The organism is Caballeronia sp. LP006 (genome assembly GCF_031450995.1).
Lineage (GTDB): Bacteria > Pseudomonadota > Gammaproteobacteria > Burkholderiales > Burkholderiaceae > Caballeronia.
Map to the genome: position 1 here is coordinate 437934 of NZ_JARTVW010000002.1, position 17342 is coordinate 455275.

Genomic DNA, 17342 nt, shown 5'->3' on the forward strand with positions numbered 1-17342 from the left:
GTCGCGATGGCAAGCACGTATCAAGAACACAAGTCACGGAATCCATACGGCAAACCCGTAACCGCTCAACTCTCCGCCGCCTGTTTAATCCCGTCACGAGTAAGTCCGCTCAAAGCCTCCCGATGCGATATCTCGTCGTTTCGCGCTCGTTGCAGACGCTCCCGAATCACCGGATGCTCGTCGAAACGAGGCGAAAGCACGATGCCCTTCGAGACGTAATTCAGGAAGTCGTCTTTCTCTCTTAGACGATAGCGGCTGGCTCGTTCGAGTTGCTCGGTGACAAGCAGGTACAGCGCGAAATCGCTCTTCTCGTCGAGCCTCACGCCATACATTTCGCGCAATTGCATTGCGAGTTTGTCCGCATGGCCAAGCGCAAATAATCGCGCGTGCTGATCCGACGACAGAAGTAATGGCGCATCCGCTCGCGCTGGCTTCGAAGCCCCATCGCTCCGCCAGACGATCTCGCCTTGATCGCGATCTCGAAACCAGATTTCCCTGCAGGGCGCGATAAAACAATGTGCCTGCTCGTCGGTCCAGACGCTTCGAATACGCGCGAGAATGCGGTTGTCGTAAAAGTGCAGAAAGTACTCGCGCTTGTCGGGTATCGCGTAACGCGTGTAATGTTTCAAATGCTCATCCAGCTCTGTCAACGAAAGAGGTGACCAGATCCAGGTGAGCATGAATCCCGAGGCGCCTTCCATCCAGATGCGTCGAGCAAGTCGGCCCGCCAGCTCTTGCGGGTCGTCAAGCGCCAGGCGTTCGACATGAATCAAATACGGTGCGATATCCGTATAGGAGTCGAGCACGGAACCATGCCAAAGCGAAGTCCAAGCGAGGCCTTTTACTTTCGGAAATAGCTTGTCGATTCCCGGGCTGCCACGAGTATCCACGAGCAGATATAGATTGACGGATTGCTCGTGCATGAACGAATCGAATTGAGCCAGCAGCCGATGTCGCCATTGCTCCCAATCGATATCGGCATCTTGCGCGGAAGGTGTCGCGATCATGTTTTCCATCACGCCACCTCGGTCATTGCTTCGACGCCGCGGTGCGCATCCATCAGACACTGCTTGCACGGGCCAATCGGCATTTCGGGCATGGGAAGCGACAGATTGCCGGGGCCTGACCAGTTGAAGCTGCCGCACTTGAGCAGAATGCTGCCTGGTGCGCCCAGTTCGATGTTGCCGCCTTCAATCTTGATATAAGCTCCGCCGCTCGTGAGCGTGAGCGCGCCTTTCGACTGTGCCGTAACAGCGCCGTCGACGCTGTTGAAGTGCATGTCCTTCGACGCGGACAGCTCCATGCCGCCTGTGCGCGCATGAACCACGATGTCCTGCTTGGCAGCGGTCAGCCGCATGCCCTGAGACTGCGCAAAGAGTGACACCTGGCGACCTGCTGCCACCGTGAAATTGCGCATTACGCCGATATCGGCGTTGCCACCGGCAGTAGCAATCAAGTTTTGGTCTGCATTCAACTGCAGGTGTTCACCCGACGTGATCCCGATGCCCGAAGGGCCGCTCATGAGCACGACGGACTGTTTGAGCCCGTCGAGTGCGTCGCTAAAGAGCGCTTTCTGCTTCTGCAGGTCAGCGACTACGGCTTCGGCCGACTGCACAGCCTGGTTCAGCAACTCGATGCGCTCGATCGCGCGCTTCAACTGCTCTTGCGCCGCAGCCATGTCGAGTTGCGCGCCCGTAGCTTTCCTTTGCACTTCGGCCGTCAGCAGCAGACCCTTTCCGCCTCTCACCGCTATATGCTCATCCGAGCGTAACTCTCCGCCGCGACCGCGCTCCTTGCGCCCTTCGTCGACCATATGCCCGAGATTGAGCTCGCTGGTCTGATACGGCGTGGTCAGGTGGATATGCTCGACCCCCGCCTTGTCCTCCATGCGCAACTCATTCTCCGCAGCCGAGCGGATAATATTTCGCGTGTGATTGAGGTTATTGACGAGGTCCGGATTGAGGCTGTCATGCAACGCGCCTACGATGATTGGTCTGTTTGGATTTTGTGCCGTAAAAACCAGCGCCACCTCGGTTCCGTCGATCAGCGGCATGTGATGACCATAGTTAGGTCCCGCATACGGCCGTGCCATCCGGATAGGGCGACTGCGTCCACCCGGACTCCACTCGTCCAAATCGAACGGCATCTTCGTGACGTACAGGCCCTTCTCCGTGAGATAGCTGTACTTGTACTTGCCTGGAGAATCTATCCGCGCGGGAAGAGTTCCTGCGATCTTCGGTCGCTCAATCTTGTCGATGCTCGTGCGCCATCTCCGATCCGCGGGAATCGCCCGGAAAGCGCACCAATACGACGTACCGCGTCCACCTCCGCAGCGTACCGACGTGACAAAGAGACCATGCGGCGCGTCCTTCGGATTCACGTCCAGACGCATTACCTCACCTGCCTCGAGGGAGAACGGATTGCCTCGACCTGAATAGCTGATCTGCTCCGCCAGATGCGCCTCATGACGAATCAGCGCAATCGTCTTGCCTTCTTCTTGCGTCTCATAGTGTTCGCCCCAATGGTTGTCCACGCCATCAGTGGTTTTATCGGCAGGCGCGGCATTGGACTCGACTAGCAATGAGACATCCGCTTGCCGATGGTTGTAATCGTCGAGCTGAATTGCTTCGGGCACGCGCCGGGTGATCGTTTTGAGCGAACGAAGCGATTCCGCACCCGCGCTTTCCAAACCGGAATGAAGACGATAAGGAACGACGCGCTGTTTGCGCGCGTAGGCATCGAGATCGTCGCCGAAAATCATGGCGGTACCATTGGACTTCTGCTCGAAGCGAAACCACAGCCCTTCCTCTGCGCAAAGTCGCTGAATGAAGGCGAACGTCGTCTCGTGATATTGAGTCACGTACTCGCGGCGCTTGTATTTGCCGCGAAGCTTCATAAAATCGAAATCCACGCCAAGGCGATAGCCGTAGTGGCGCAATGTATCGGTGATGATTTCCACGACGGATTGCATCTGGAACAGCCTGCTTTTGCGGGCGCGGGCGAGATCCGCGATCCTGGGGACGAGCACGACGCGGTAACGCGTCTCGTCGGCGGACATTCCGAGTTGCTCAAAGCGGCAGATCATCCCGTGCGTGACGTACGACTTCGGCATCTTGCTAAAGTCCTTCCAGCGCTCACCGAACATTCTTTGCAGATACCCTTGATCGGGATCAACAGGATCGATGGTAAATGTCGCTGGTCGGCCGACGACTTGGTCCATTGGAATATCGGCGACCGGGCTCGTGAAATCTATTTGATATTCATAGAGCTCACTGACGCTCGCTTTGCCGGAAAATCTAAGCACGGAGACGGGAAAGGACTGCGGCTTGAGTTGTAGCGTATAGGCCTGACTTGGCAATACCATCGACATCTAAATACATCTCCTATGAATCTCTTTTGATGCGCACGACATTTCGATCCAGCGTTTCGGCATCCTGATCGCACTGCGTAGTTCTTTGCCCTGAGATCGACGAATCGCTAGTCGAACTCAATTCAGGCCAGTAAGGAATTGTTGCCGAAAAAATCGCTGCTCGTGCGCAGCCAATCTCTCCGCAATGCGATGCTCGACTATAAGAATTTCTGCAGATTCATCGACTTAACAAGCCATTTGGATATCAATGCAGTATTCTATTTTTAGGAGTTTTCTGATGACCCAAAGGGCTTTCTCGCTGATACATCGGCCACATCTTTACCGAGGCTGCAGTCAGTCACGCGCCCAAAGAAGGCCGCCGTCAAAGCTTCCACCGACGGCGGTCATGTGACTTCCTAACGCGATCCTCGCACGCGCGCCATAACAGGCAACACTCGTCTCACAACTTCGTCACCTGCAACATCGCATCAGCAAACTCCCTCGGCGCTTCCTGCGGAAAGTTGTGTCCGACACCCCCGCCCAGCGTGCGATGCACATACTTGCCCGTGAACTTCTTCGCATACGCAGCAGGTTCGGGATGCGGCGCGCCGTTGGCATCGCCTTCCAGCGTGATGGTGGGCACGGAGATGGTCGGTCCTGCCGCAAGACGCTGTTCGAGCGCGTCGTATTGCGCTTCTCCCTGTACAAGCCCGAGCCGCCAGCGATAGTTATGAATAACCACCGCGACATGGTCCGGGTTCTGGAACGATGCGGCCGAGCGTTCGTACGTGGCATCGTCAAAATTCCACTTCGGTGACGCAAGCTGCCAGATCAGCTTGTTGAAGGCATCGCGATTGGCCGCATAACCCAGCGCGCCACGCTCCGTCGAGAAATAGTACTGATACCACCACTGGAACTCCGCCTTGGGCGGCAGCGGCTTTTTGTTCGCCTCCTGACTGCCGATGAGATACCCGCTCACCGACACCAGCGCCTTCACGCGCTCCGGCCACAATGCAGCGATGCAATCTGCCGTGCGCGCACCCCAGTCGTAACCACCGAAGATGGCCTGCTCGATCTTGAGCGCATCCATGAGCGCGACGATATCCACCGCTGTCACGACCTGTTGACCGTTGCGCACGGTATCGGCGGAAAGGAAGCGCGTGGAGCCATAGCCACGCAGATACGGCACGATCACGCGATAACCGGCCGCGGCCAGAATAGGCGCAACCTCGGCATAGCTGTGGATGTCGTAAGGCCAGCCATGCAGCAGAAACACGACCGTGCCATTGGCGGGCCCGAGTTCCGCATAGCCGACGTTGAGCTTGCCCGCATCGATCTGCCTGATCGGGCCAAACGACGCGCCCGCGCTCGTCGCTCTAACAGTGGACGATTGCGCCTTCGCGAACGTGCTGAAGCCGAAGTCCGCAAGGGCGACGCTTGCAAGCGTCGTCCCAAGCATAAGACGACGCCGTTGATTAACGGGTTCTGACATACCAGACCTCCTTATCGATTGGTTCGGGGATTTTCGTGGGTCCACTTGAAGAGTGGCCTCGACGGTTTTATATCCCAGCCGATCAGGAGCGATGTATCTCAGTGTATCCGTCCATTCAATCTACACATCGCGATTCAAAAGCGCGGAATACTCAGCGCTTTTTGTAGTTTGCAAACACCTCTTTGCGGATGGAGCCATGCACGCCCCAGTTCGCATCGACAACCTGCGTCACGCCGAAATCCGCCGCCACGGACATGAGCGCGATGGCCTCGTCTTCGCTCAGTCCATGAACCGTCATCAAGAAGCGCCGCAGTTTGCGAAAGGCATCGCGCATGGCACGGTCGAGGCTCGCGTGTTGCGCGACTTCGAGTTGCGCGTTGGCGCCGAGTTCGGCGAGATAGTTCGGAAACGTGAAGCCATACACGGACCATTGCTGATCCGTTTCGAGCAGCGGATGCGTCAGTCCTTCGAGCAACGTGCCTTCGAGATCCGCCTGCTTGTGCAGGATGAATTCGAAGTCACCCGTGAGCGACGTTTCAATGGCCGTGCCGCCGAGTTCGCTGTCGCCTTGCGCCGCGTGCGGATCGCCGACTGAAAACAGCGCGCCCGCAACGGCCACCGGGTAATACATCTTCGAACCCTTGCCGATACGCCAGTCGTCGATATTGCCGCCGGTATAGCTCGGAGGAATCGAGCTGACATAGTCCGCTTCGGCGGGCGCCACGCCCATGGTGCCGAAATGCAGCCGCGCCGGCACGCGTATGTCGGGCAGGATGTTCTCGCGCTTCTTCACCAGCCGATGATCCACCTGCACGCCAGGATAATCGATGGTCGCATGCACGATGCCGTCCGGGTCGGTCTGCGGCGTCCACACATAGTTGTAGACGGCGCGCGCATACGGCTCGCCGGAAGTATCGAGTTCGAAGATCGTCACGACTTCGCGCGGCTTCGGCTCCTCGATCAGATCGTGATACTGAAAGCCCCACGACGCCGCCACGTTCGAGCCGAAGCATTTGCCCGCATGACACGCGTTGCAACTCGGGCGCGGCCGTACATCGAGGATGCGCACTTCGAGTACATCGCCGGGTTCGGCGCCTTCTATCTCGACAGGCCCGGTCAGCAGATGCACGCCGACGCCTTCGCCATCGCCCAGCTTGAAGGGACCTTCTGTCGGGCCAGCGCCGCGCCGCGATACGCCCTTGTGCTCGCGCGTCCATTCGAACACGCTCTGCGCGCCAGGGTCGCCCGCGACCATGCGCTCGTGGTCGTCGTTGGCATGATGCGTCAGCGTTTCGATGGTGGCGCGGTCGCCCGACTTGAGCGTGAGACGCGGCTCTACCCGTTTGCTGAAGTATCCCCAATGCACGGTGGATGATGAAACGGGCAGCGTGTAATGCTTCATTGAATCGTCCTCGGCTTTAGGGTTTTAATGCACCGTTTCGAGCGTGCTGCCCGCGCCCATCACGTTGAGAAAGCGCGCAGTCAGCGGATGATGCGGATGCGTCAACACCTGATGCGCCGGCCCTTCCTCGACCACCGTTCCGCCGCTCAAGAACACCACGCGGTCGGCCACTTCATCGGCGAAGCGCAACTGATGCGTCGAGATGATCATGGTGAGGCCGTTGTCGAGCGCGAGACGGCGGATCACTTCGAGCACTTCGCCGACCAGTTCGGGATCGAGCGCGGATGTCGGCTCGTCAAGCAGCAGCACGCGCGGGTTCGGCGCAAGCGCACGCGCTATGGCCACACGCTGTTGCTGGCCACCCGACAGATGACGCGGCAAGGCATCCGCGCGATGCACGAGGCCCACGCGTTCGAGCAAGGCATCGGCGCGACGGTTGGCATCGGCGAGCGTTGCGCCGTGTACCCATACGAGCGGCAAGGCAATGTTCTCGCGCGCCGTCAGATGACTGAACAGATTGAATTGCTGAAACACCATGGCGACGCCGAGACTCGCACGTTCTCGCGCCAGCTCGCGCGGATTCATTCGCCGCCCGTCATCGCGAAAGCCGAGACGCCGGCCGCCCACGCGTATCTCGCCTTCGCTCCATTGCTCCAGATGATTGATGCAGCGAAGCAGCGTGCTCTTGCCCGAACCGCTCGGCCCGAGCAACGCAACGACTTCGCCGGAGCGGATGTCGAGGTCGAAGCCATTCAGCACGGCCTGTTCGCCGTAACGCTTGTGAACGCCACTGATCTGCACGGCCACGCCGTTGCGGGCCAGCGTGTCGTAGCGGCGCGCGCGTTCGGCGGCCGTGATCGGCGCGAAGACGGGCGGCAAGTCGCCGGGACTCGCGGGTTTCGGCGCGGGCGCGGGTTTGCGTCGTCCCCAGAAACCGCCGCCCGTGCTCGCGCGATCCAGATCGAGCGCTCGTTCGATCATCAACTGAATCGCTGCGATGGCGCCCGTGAGACACAGATACAAAAGCCCCGACGCGAAGAAGATCGAAAAGAAGTCGAACGTAGACGATGCAAGCTGCGTGCTACGCAAGGTCAGTTCGCCGACCGAGATCACCGACGCCAGCGACGAGTTCTTCAGTGCGCTGACCGTTTCGTTGCCAAGCGCGGGGATCATCGAACGAATCGCCTGTGGCGCGATGATTCTGCGCATCAGCACGCCCGGCGTCATGCCGAACGCCTGCCCCGCGAGTGTTTGTCCGCGATCCACGCCGAGCACGCCCGAGCGGAATATCTCGGCGATGAACGGCGCTTCGTTCGCGGCGAGCGCGAGGCCCGCCGCGCCGATCGCGCTCAGTTTGATGCCGATATGCGGCAAGGCATCGTAGGCGAACACCAGTTGCAGAATCAGCGGCGTGCCGCGAAAGATCACCGTGTAGCCGCGCGCGATCGCCGCGAGCGGCCCGATCAGGCTCAGTTGCATGGCCGCGAGCACGAGTCCCAGCACGAGGCCGCCCGCGAGTCCCAGCAAGGTCACGGCGATCGTGAAGCGGATGCCGTCGAGAAGATACGGCAGGCCGAGATAGTGAAGGAACAGGTCCATGAGCCGATGCTTCCCGTGCTTACTTCGCGACGATCAATTGCGGCGCGGCTAGGTTCTCCACGCCGAGGCCCCACTTCTTGAGCAAGTCCGACTGTGCGCCGCTCTTCTGAATGGCGACGAGCGCGGCCATCACGGCATCGCGGAAATCAGGCTTGTCTTTCGGCACGCCGATACCCACGAAATACGGCAAGGTCACCGCCGTCGCTTTTTCGAGCTTGTCCGGATACGCCTTGACGGCCTGATCGACCGTGTTCACGTCGTTGATATACGTATCTGCGCGGCCGGCGAGAATGGCCTGGATGCAGTTGGCGTTGTTGTCGTAAAGCTGCACGGTGGCTTCCGGCTTGCCTGCCGCCTTGCATTGCGGCGCGAGCGCCTGAACCAGCGGCACTTCCACGTAGCCGGTGTTTTCAGCGGCGGTCGTGCCGCACATCGACGTGTTGATGCCGGTAATTTTCTTGGGGTTGCCCTTCGCGACGAGCACGCCGTCGAACACCTTCGAATACGTGATGAAATCGGCGGCTTTGGCGCGTTCCTCGGTTGCGTAGATGTCGGAGATGACGATGTCGGCCTGACCGCTCTGCAGCGTCGTGAGCAACGCGGCGAAGGTGACGGGCTTGTACGCCATCGTGAAGCCGAGACACTGCGCGATCATCTCGCCCAAGTCGATATCGAAGCCGACGTACTTGCTCGGATCGTTCGGATCGAGCGCTTCATAGCCCGGCGTGTGCGGATTGATCGCATTGGTGAGCGTCTTGCCCTTGAACTGTGGATACTTCGCCTGCAACGCGCTGCATTCGGCGGGCGATGCGGCGTGTGCTTGCCCCGCGAACGCGAACAGCGACGCGCACAAAGCGCCGAGCCACACGCGAGCTAAACGGCCCATGAGATTCCTTTGCATCGATACGCTCCTGGCGGCTCTTGACCGCTGATGACGATTGACTTGCGATGCCCCGAGCGTAGGCGACCGAAATCCCGCTAACTTGTCTGGCTGCGCACAACTGCTGGTCCTCACGTGCACGCTCGTCCAACAACCGCTTTCGCCGGTACCGCCGTGTCGCGCGCGAGTGCATGCATGCGCCGCGATGGCGCATGCATGCACTGTGGTTCGGCACGCCTTGCATCGCGTCGCCGCATGGCCGCGATGGCGCGGGAGTTGCTTTTCCAAAGCGCGTCTTTGCTGCTATTCGTGGAGTTTTCGCTTGAACCTGTCGCGCTTCACCACCGAGTCGTATCCCGAGTTCGAACGTCGACATGAATGGAAAGCGGCGCTCGCGCGCCTGGGGTGGCACGGCAAGATAGAAGGCGGCGAACGCGGTCTGCAAGGCACGCTGACATCGCGTGTATCGGCGGGCGGCATCGAGTTCACGACGATCGCCTCGGCCGCGCAGACGCTCGAACTGAGCGCCGATCAAAGCGGCAGTCTCATGCTCGTATTGCTGATCGATGGCGACGCCACGCTCGTCGCCGACGGCCTGCGCGAACGCGTGAGCCCGCATGACATCGTGTATGCGGCATCGGGACAAAGCGCGTCGCTGATCTTCGCTGGGCGCTTTCGCGCCTTTATCGTGCGTGCGCCGAAGAGCGCGATCAACGCGCGCTTGCTCTCGCCGCTTTCGTTGCGCGTGGCGCTGCTGCCGGGCGCAACGGGCATGGGCCATATCTTCTCGGGCTTCTTGCGCTCGGTGGTCGAGAGCCTCGAGACCTTGAGCGCCGATGAATTGCGTCCCACCGAACTCGCGCTCGCGGAAATGCTCGTCGCGTGTCTTGCGGGACAGGAACGCAAGGGCTCGTTCAACGGACTCACGCCGTCGCAGGCGGCGCTGTTCTCGCGGCTATGCCGCTTCATCGAAGCGAATCTCGCCGAATCGACCTTGAGCGTCGCCACGCTTGCAAAGGACGAGCGCGTGTCGCCACGCTATGTGCAGAAGCTTTTCGAACTCGCCGGACAGAGCTTTTCGACCTATGTGCGCTCACGCCGTCTTGAACGATGCCGCGCGGAACTGGCCGATCCGCTCTCCGAGAAAGTATCGATATCGGACATCTGCTTTCGCTGGGGCTTCAACGATCCCGCGCATTTCAGCCGCGTGTTTCGCGAACGTTACGGCGCGTCGCCGCGCACCTTCAGGCACGAGGCGAGCCTTGAAATAGCGCGTCATCTGGTGCGAAGTCTCTCGCGCGGCTTGCCGGTCAATGCGGCGAGCCTGATCGCGCAGGCGCGTCAGGATCATGCGGGCGATACGCTCGTCGCCGTGCGTGAAGAACTCGATGCCGTGCATATCGAACCTCGGCTCGGACGCGACAAGCCGCGCCATCATCTGCTGCGCGCAACGGCAAATACCGTGCATTGGGGTTATTTCAGCCACGATCTGAAGCCCGTGCTCGAAGTACAAAGTGGCGACACCGTGACCGTGGAAGCGCTCACGCAACATGCCGCGGATGATTGGGATCGTATGATCGCGGGCGATCCCGGCGCCGAAAGTGTGTTTCACTGGACCGCCGAGCGCAAGAACGTGGACCGGCGCGGCGCGGGACCGATGAACGCATCGATCTACGGACGCGGCGCGGGCGAAGGCTTCGGCGTGCATATCTGCACGGGACCGATTGCCGTCACGGGCGCGGAGCCGGGCGACGTGCTCGAAGTGCGGATCGTCGATATTCATCCGCGCCGCTGCGCGAACCCGAAATATCATGGCCGCGCATTTGGCAGCAACGCCGCCGCGTGGTGGGGCTTTCACTATCGTGAGCTCTTGACCGAACCCAAGCCTCGCGAAGTCGTGACGATCTACGAGCTTCATACGGATACCGAACGCGTCGACGAAAGCGCCTATGCGCGCGCCGTCTACAACCATCGCTGGACGCCGCAACGCGATCCGTTCGGCGTGATGCATCCGATCATCGATTATCCCGGCGTGCCGGTCGATCATTCGACCGTCGTAGAAAATCACAACGTGCTGAAGAACGTCACCATTCCGGTGCGGCCGCATTTCGGTGTGATCGGCGTCGCGCCTCGACAGAACGGTCTGATCGATTCGATCCCGCCTTCGGCCTTCGGCGGCAATCTCGACAACTGGCGCGTGGGACCGGGTGCAAGCGTGTTTCTGCCAGTGGGCGTGGCGGGCGCGCTGCTTTCCATCGGCGACCCGCATGCGTCGCAAGGAGACTCCGAGTTGTGCGGCACGGCTATCGAATGCTCGCTTACCGGCGACTTCGAACTGATCCTGCACAAGAAGCACACGCTCGGCTCACAGCCCTTTGCGGACCTCACGTATCCGCTTGTCGAAACCGCCGACGAATGGGTGTTGCACGGCTTCAGCCACGCCGACTATCTCGCGGAATTCGGCACCAGCGCGCAGAGCGAGGTCTATCAGAAGTCCACGCTCGATCAGGCCATGCGCGACGCCTTCATCAAGACGCGCCGCTTTCTCATGTCGACCAAGGGACTGAGCGAAGACGAAGCCATCTCGTTGATGTCGGTGGCCGTGGACTTCGGCGTGACGCAAGTGGTCGATGGCAACTGGGGCGTGCACGCGATCATCCGCAAGGCGCTTTTCACGGATTAGCGCTTATATATGGAGCGCCATCGTTACTGAACTGCCTCGGGCTCCTCGATCGCCCGCGTCAACAATTCGACGAACGCCACCACCGCTTGCGGCAAGGTGCGTCCCGCCATCGTCTGAATCTGCAAGGTGCGCTGATGCAGTTCGGGATTGCTGATGGGCACGGCCGCCATATCGTCACGCTGCAAACGGCTGCGCACGGTGAGGTAGCCGGTCAGCGTGATGGCGTCGGTGCGTTGCACGAAACTCTGCAAGGCCATGTGATAGTTCGCGATGAACACCGGCTCGAAGACGAGCCCTTCGAGACTGCACGAGATATCGAATAACTGACGCAGCGTCACGCCCTGGTTATGCATGGCCATCGGCCATTCGTGGAGATCGGCGAGCGAAACCGACTCGCGTTTCGCCAGCGGATGACCACCGCGCATCAATGCGAACACCGGCGCGCGCTGCGCATAATGCACGTGCACGTCCTTCTCGGGCGCGACGCTGAAGCACACCGCGACATCGTGCGTGCCTTCTCGCACGCGCTGTGTGGCGACCGATGGCGGCGAGACATCGAGTTGAAACTGCGCACGCGGATGCGTCTCCAGAAACCGCGCAAAGGCTTGCGGCAAGAAATCCGGCGCCACGCCTTCGGACGCGGCGACGCGTATCGTCACGCGGCCGCCCGCGCTCAAATCGCGTATTTCATCGATCACGCGCTCGTTTTCCAGATGACTGCGGCGCGCATGATTGGCAAGCAGGCGCCCGGCATCGGTCAAGACCATGCCGCGCGGACGCCGTTCGAATAGCGGTGTGCCCATCTGCTCTTCGAGCTTCGCCATCTGCCTGCTCAATGCCGATACCGCCACGAACAGCCGCTCCGATGCCTTGCTAAGCGAGCCGCTTCGCGCGATTTCGAGGAAGTAACGCAACGCCGTCTCGTCCATTTCCGCCTTCTCGTTCCGCTCCGGGATAACCCTCGATTTGCCTTTTAGGCAAGGGTTCTTGAGAAATATTGTAATTGTCCAGAAATATCGGCGGCGGCAGCATGAGTCACGATTAAAGGGAGAACGACGTGACCCGCGATACCGCCATCCAGCTTGCCACTCAGCGTTATGAGTCCGGCGCGTTCCTCGAAGACCTGCAGCGACGCGTCGGTCTGCGCACCGATAGTCAGGAAGCCGACAGCGGCGCGCGCCTCTTCGCTTACCTCGAAGAAGATCTTTCGCCCACGCTCGAGGAATGGGGCTTCGAGTGCCGCATCGTCGAGAATCCGGTGGCGGGCGCGGGGCCGTTCCTCATCGCGCATCGCCATGAAGCCGCGGACTTGCCGACGGTGCTTGGCTACGGTCACGGCGATGTCGTACGCGGCTACGACGCGCAATGGTCCGAAGGCCGGTCGCCGTGGCGCGTGACGGTGGAAGGCGAACGCTGGTACGGTCGCGGCACCGCCGACAACAAGGGCCAGCACAGCATCAATCTCGCGGCGCTGAAGGCCGTGCTCGACGCGCGCGAGGGCAAGCTCGGCTTCAATCTGAAGCTGCTGTTCGAGACCGGCGAGGAAGTCGGTTCACCCGGCCTGCATGCGGTGTGTCTCAAGTTGCGCGATGAACTCGCGGCGGACGTGTTGATTGCATCCGACGGACCGCGCCTCGCCGCCAACCGCCCGACGCTCTTTCTCGGATCGCGCGGCGTCATCAATTTCCGTCTCGATGTGAAGCTGCGCGATGGCGCGCATCATTCGGGCAACTGGGGCGGCCTCTTGCGCAATCCGGCCGTGGTGCTGGCAAACGCCATTGCATCCATGGTCGATGAGAACGGCAAGATCGTCATCGAAGGATTGCGGCCGCCGCCGGTGCCGGAATCGGTGCGGCGCGCGCTGGAGGGGATCGTCGTGGGCGGCAATCCGGGCGAACCGGAAGTCGATGCCGACTATGGCGAGCCGGGTCTCACGCCCGCCGAACGCGTGTTCGGCTGGAACAATATCGAAGTGCTGGCGTTTCGCGCGGGCAATCCCGAGAAGCCCGTCAACGCCATTCCGCCGCATGCGTTCGCGCACATGCAGATTCGCTTCGTCGTCGGCACGAACTGGCGCGAGCTTGCCAGGATCGTGCGTGACCATCTCGATGCGCACGGTTTCACCATGGTCGATATCGAAGTGGAACGCGGCATGCCCGCCACGCGCGTCGATCCTGACAACGCGTGGGTGCAGTGGTCGATCCGTTCGCTGACGCAGACGACTGGCAGCGCGCCCGTGCTCTTGCCGAACCTCGGCGGCACGCTCCCCAACGATGTATTCGCCGATGTGCTCGGCATGCCGACCATCTGGGTGCCGCATTCGTATCCCGGATGCTCGCAGCATGCGCCGGACGAACACATGCTCGCGCCGGTGGTGCGCGAAGGCTTGCGCATCATGGCGGGTCTTTACTGGGACCTCGGCGCGCGCGATGGCAACGTAGCGCCTCGGTCGAACGGAGAAGCACGCCATGAGCACTGATTCCGTCACGATATCCCCCGCGCGCGATGAGCCGGCGAAGCATCGCAACGTGGCGCGTCTGATCGTCGCCACGTCTATCGGCAATGCGCTCGAGTTCTACGATCTCGTCGTCTATGGCTACTTCGCAGGCGTATTGTCGAAGCTGTTTTTTCCCACGCAGGATCACACCGTCTCGCTGCTGCTCACCCTCGGCACCTTCGCGCTGTCGTATCTCGCGCGGCCCGTCGGTGCGCTCGTGCTCGGCTCGTATAGCGACCGGCATGGCCGCAAGGCGTCGCTTACGCTGTCCATCGCGATGATGACCGTCGGCACGGCCATGGTCGCGCTCATGCCTTCGTATGCAAGCATCGGCATTGCGGCGCCCATTCTGATCTTCTTGTCGCGTTTGTTGCAGGGCTTTTCGGCGGGCGGCGAGTTCGGCAGTTCGACGGCATTTCTCGTCGAACATGCGCCCGAGCGCAGCGGCTTCATGTCGAGCTGGCAGTTTTCGAGTCAAGGCGCGAGCACGCTGCTCGCGTCGCTCTTTGGTGCCGTGCTGACGAGCACGCTCACGCCTGCGCAGCTCGAAGGCTGGGGATGGCGCATCCCGTTTCTCTTCGGCGTGTTGATCGGACCGATCGGGCTGTATATTCGCCGACGCATGGACGAAACGCCGGAGTTCGAGCAGGCCGAGAAAGTGGCGTCGCCCGTGCGCGAGTTGCTCAAGACGCAGAAGGAACGCTTGCTCATCTCCATCGGCTCGCTCGTGCTCACGACCACGGCCAACTACATGCTGCTTTATATGCCGACGTACGCGACGCGGCAGTTGGGCTTGTCGCCGTCGTCGGGCTTCATCGCCACGTTGACGGCGGGCTTCATCATGATGGTGCTCGTGCCGGTGGTGGGACACCTGTCGGACAAGTTCGGGCGCATTCGCATCATGCAGGTGACGGGCGTCGTGTTCTTTCTGACCGTTTATCCGGCGTTCATGCTCATGAATGCGCATCCTTCGTTGCCGACCTTGCTCGCCGCGGTGATCTGGGTCGCGTTACTCAAGGCCACCTACTTCGCGCCGATTCCGGCATTGATGGCCGAACTCTTTCCGACCGCCACGCGCACCACGGGCATGGCCTTCGGCTACAACATCGGCACGACCATTTTCGGCGGCTTCACGCCGCTCGCGGTGGCTTCGTTGATCGCGGTCACGGGCAACAACCTTGCGCCGGGACTGTATCTGATGATCGCTGCGGTCGTGAGCCTCTTTACGCTCGTGTGGGCGCGCATGCGGATCAAGTTGCGCTAAAGCCTTTGCCAGGAACTTTGAAAATGAACGAGACATTGAAACGTGCGATTCAGTTTTCCATCGATCATGAATCGAAGTGGGACCGGAACGTCGATGGCAACTGGGGCGTGCATATCAACGATCCCGCGCCGTGGAACAAGCTGCTTGGACCGGTACATGATCGTGGTCCGGTGTCGGGCGCGATTGCGCTCGATGGCCACGTGATCACCACGTGGGGCGAGCCGGATCGCGCGGACCTTACCTTCAGCATTGCGAAGACGTACCTCGCCTTGCTTGCGGGCGTGGCGCACGACCGCGGCTTGCTGCCCGATGTCGATGAACCCGTGCGCGAGCGCGTGCCCGGTATCGGCTTCGACGGCGCGCATAACGCCCCGGTTACGTGGGCGCAACTGCTGCAGCAGACGAGCGAATGGCAAGGCGATTGCTTCGGGCTTTCGGATCAGGCGGATCATTATCGCGCGGTGACATTTGGCGAGCCGCCCGCAGGCAAGAAAGGCGACTTGCGGCCGTTGCAGACGCCTGGCACCTTCTGGGAATACAACGACGTGCGGATCAACCAATTATCGCTTGCGTTGATGCATCTGTTTCGTCGGCCGCTGCCCGAAGTGTTTCGTGAAGCGATTGCCGAGCCCTGCGGCATGAGCGATGGTTGGCAATGGGTGGGTTACGACCATGCGTGGACCGAGATCGATGGACGGCGCATGCAGTCCGTTCCCGGTGGGACGCATTGGGGCGGCGGCATGTCGGTCAGCGCGAACGACCAGTTGAAGATCGCGCGGATGTTGCTGGACGAAGGTCTGGTTTCCGGGCGGCGGGTGCTGTCCCGCGAGTGGATCGAGAAAATGCGCACGCCTTGTGATATCGCGCCGTTTTATGGGTTTCTTGTCTGGCTCAATACGGGGCGGAAGATGTTTCCCTCGGTGCCGGAGTCGAGCTATTTTGGCGTGGGCGCGGGAAGTTCGTTCATGTGGATCGAACCTTCCACGCGGCTGGCGGTTATCGTGAGGTGGCTGGATTCGGCGTTTGCCGGGGAGTTTTTTGGGTTGGTGTTCGATGGCGTCAAGAGGATGACGCGTTGAAAGCTTGAGCTTCTTTCCGGCCGACACGACAAGTTGGCCGTCCTCTCATTTCGGGCTTTCGATAAATCTCCCAAGCGCGTACCTAGCGTGCACTAAAAAGGCCCCTGAATCGCCTCTGCTAAATGCCCCACATCGCAACATCAGCAATTCCGACCGAGTAGAACTTCCCGCAATTTCGACCCTTTATTTAAGCGCTCAAACGCAATGTGTCCGAGTACACATACGCGAGTATTTCCATTCGTGCGATGAACGTTCGACGCTGATTTGACCTGCTAAGCTTTGTTTCAATGGCATGACCAATACGCGAACGCGAAGCGGCTCGATCACGCTTCCCGGCACGTACGTCATTGGCCATTCGAACGGCGGGTCAGAGCCATAGAGCTCGATACGGGGATCATCAAAGTGTGGACAAGGTCAAGTTCGGCAGGTCACGAAACGATGCCCGATCGTGTGCGTTCCGGCATTCGTGCATGCACCCCGTCGTTGACTCGTCGCGCCCTGCTCGGTGACATCGCGGCGCTCGCTCTCGGTGCAGCGTCCCCCTTCGCCTTCGCTCAACATGATGCGGTGGGACTCGTCACGCCGCCGCTTCGCCTCGACGATATCGTGCTTGTCGATCAGACCGGCAAGACGCGTCGCTTGAACGAAGTGTTGCGTCACGGCGTGACTGCGTTGCAGACGGTCTACACCGGTTGCGGCACGGTATGTCCTTTGCAGGGCGCGCTATTCAGCGCGGTACAGAAACGCATAACGGGCATCCGTACTCGTCATGCGGTGCAGTTGCTATCGATTGGAATCAATCCGCTTTCCGATTCACCTCAGGCATTGCACGCATGGCTCGCCCAGTTCGAGGCGGGTCCTTCGTGGATCGCAGCGACTCCGACGCTTGCGGATGTCGACAAGATGCGCGTGGCGCTGTCGGGCAGCAAGGCATCGGCAAGTGACATCGCAGACCATTCGACGCAGGTCTATTGCTTCGATGCCAATGCGATGTTGCGCTGGAGAAGCGCCGATCTTCCACGCGTGAACGATGTCTGCGATGTGCTCGGCGCGCTTGCACTGACATAGCTATTCGACTTATCCACGGGGAGCAGGAC

At 60.6% G+C, this 17342-nt stretch carries 12 protein-coding genes; 5 read left to right on the forward strand and 7 right to left on the reverse strand.

The window, feature by feature from the left end; all coding sequences use genetic code 11:
• Nucleotides 1-65: 65 nt before the first annotated feature.
• The 6 genes from P9250_RS02750 to P9250_RS02775 form a co-directional block, all read right to left on the reverse strand.
• Nucleotides 66-1016, reverse strand: a complete 951-nt coding sequence (locus P9250_RS02750; protein ID WP_310391426.1) for a DUF4123 domain-containing protein — start codon at nt 1014-1016, stop codon at nt 66-68.
• The gene (locus P9250_RS02755) at nt 1016-3370 is read right to left on the reverse strand and encodes a type VI secretion system tip protein VgrG (protein WP_310390971.1); all 2355 of its coding nucleotides are present in this window, start codon (nt 3368-3370) and stop codon (nt 1016-1018) included. The genes P9250_RS02750 and P9250_RS02755 overlap by 1 nt, the downstream gene beginning before the upstream one ends.
• Before the next feature lie 439 nt (nt 3371-3809).
• The gene (locus tag P9250_RS02760) at nt 3810-4841 is read right to left on the reverse strand and encodes an alpha/beta fold hydrolase (protein WP_250468052.1); all 1032 of its coding nucleotides are present in this window, start codon (nt 4839-4841) and stop codon (nt 3810-3812) included.
• Between the two features lie 151 nt (nt 4842-4992).
• Nucleotides 4993-6243, reverse strand: coding sequence for an acetamidase/formamidase family protein (locus tag P9250_RS02765; protein WP_244831831.1), 1251 nt, complete (start codon nt 6241-6243; stop codon nt 4993-4995).
• Between the two features lie 24 nt (nt 6244-6267).
• Entirely contained in the window at nt 6268-7842 is a 1575-nt protein-coding gene (locus P9250_RS02770; protein ID WP_310390973.1) for an amino acid ABC transporter permease/ATP-binding protein, read from the reverse strand.
• A gap of 19 nt (nt 7843-7861) precedes the next feature.
• Nucleotides 7862-8743, reverse strand: coding sequence for an ABC transporter substrate-binding protein (locus tag P9250_RS02775; protein ID WP_244831832.1), 882 nt, complete (start codon nt 8741-8743; stop codon nt 7862-7864).
• Between the two features lie 301 nt (nt 8744-9044).
• On the opposite strand from P9250_RS02775, the gene P9250_RS02780 reads away from it, so the two are divergent.
• Nucleotides 9045-11405: an acetamidase/formamidase family protein gene (locus P9250_RS02780; RefSeq protein ID WP_310390975.1), complete on the forward strand. Its 2361-nt coding sequence runs from the start codon at nt 9045-9047 to the stop codon at nt 11403-11405.
• Between the two features lie 23 nt (nt 11406-11428).
• Here the strand turns inward: P9250_RS02780 and P9250_RS02785 are convergent, their stop codons facing one another.
• Nucleotides 11429-12334, reverse strand: a complete 906-nt coding sequence (locus P9250_RS02785) for a LysR family transcriptional regulator (RefSeq protein WP_244831834.1) — start codon at nt 12332-12334, stop codon at nt 11429-11431.
• Nucleotides 12335-12462: 128 nt separating this feature from the next.
• Here P9250_RS02785 and P9250_RS02790 point away from each other — a divergent pair, with 128 nt between their 5' ends.
• From P9250_RS02790 to P9250_RS02805, 4 genes are all read left to right on the forward strand, one after another.
• Entirely contained in the window at nt 12463-13884 is a 1422-nt protein-coding gene (locus P9250_RS02790; RefSeq protein WP_310390977.1) for a M20 family metallopeptidase, read from the forward strand.
• The gene (locus tag P9250_RS02795; protein ID WP_244831836.1) at nt 13874-15166 is read left to right on the forward strand and encodes an MFS transporter; all 1293 of its coding nucleotides are present in this window, start codon (nt 13874-13876) and stop codon (nt 15164-15166) included. The genes P9250_RS02790 and P9250_RS02795 overlap by 11 nt, the downstream gene beginning before the upstream one ends.
• Nucleotides 15167-15189: 23 nt before the next feature.
• Nucleotides 15190-16245, forward strand: a complete 1056-nt coding sequence (locus tag P9250_RS02800; protein WP_310390980.1) for a serine hydrolase — start codon at nt 15190-15192, stop codon at nt 16243-16245.
• Between the two features lie 438 nt (nt 16246-16683).
• The gene (locus P9250_RS02805) at nt 16684-17313 is read left to right on the forward strand and encodes an SCO family protein (RefSeq protein ID WP_244831838.1); all 630 of its coding nucleotides are present in this window, start codon (nt 16684-16686) and stop codon (nt 17311-17313) included.
• Nucleotides 17314-17342 lie beyond the last annotated feature (29 nt).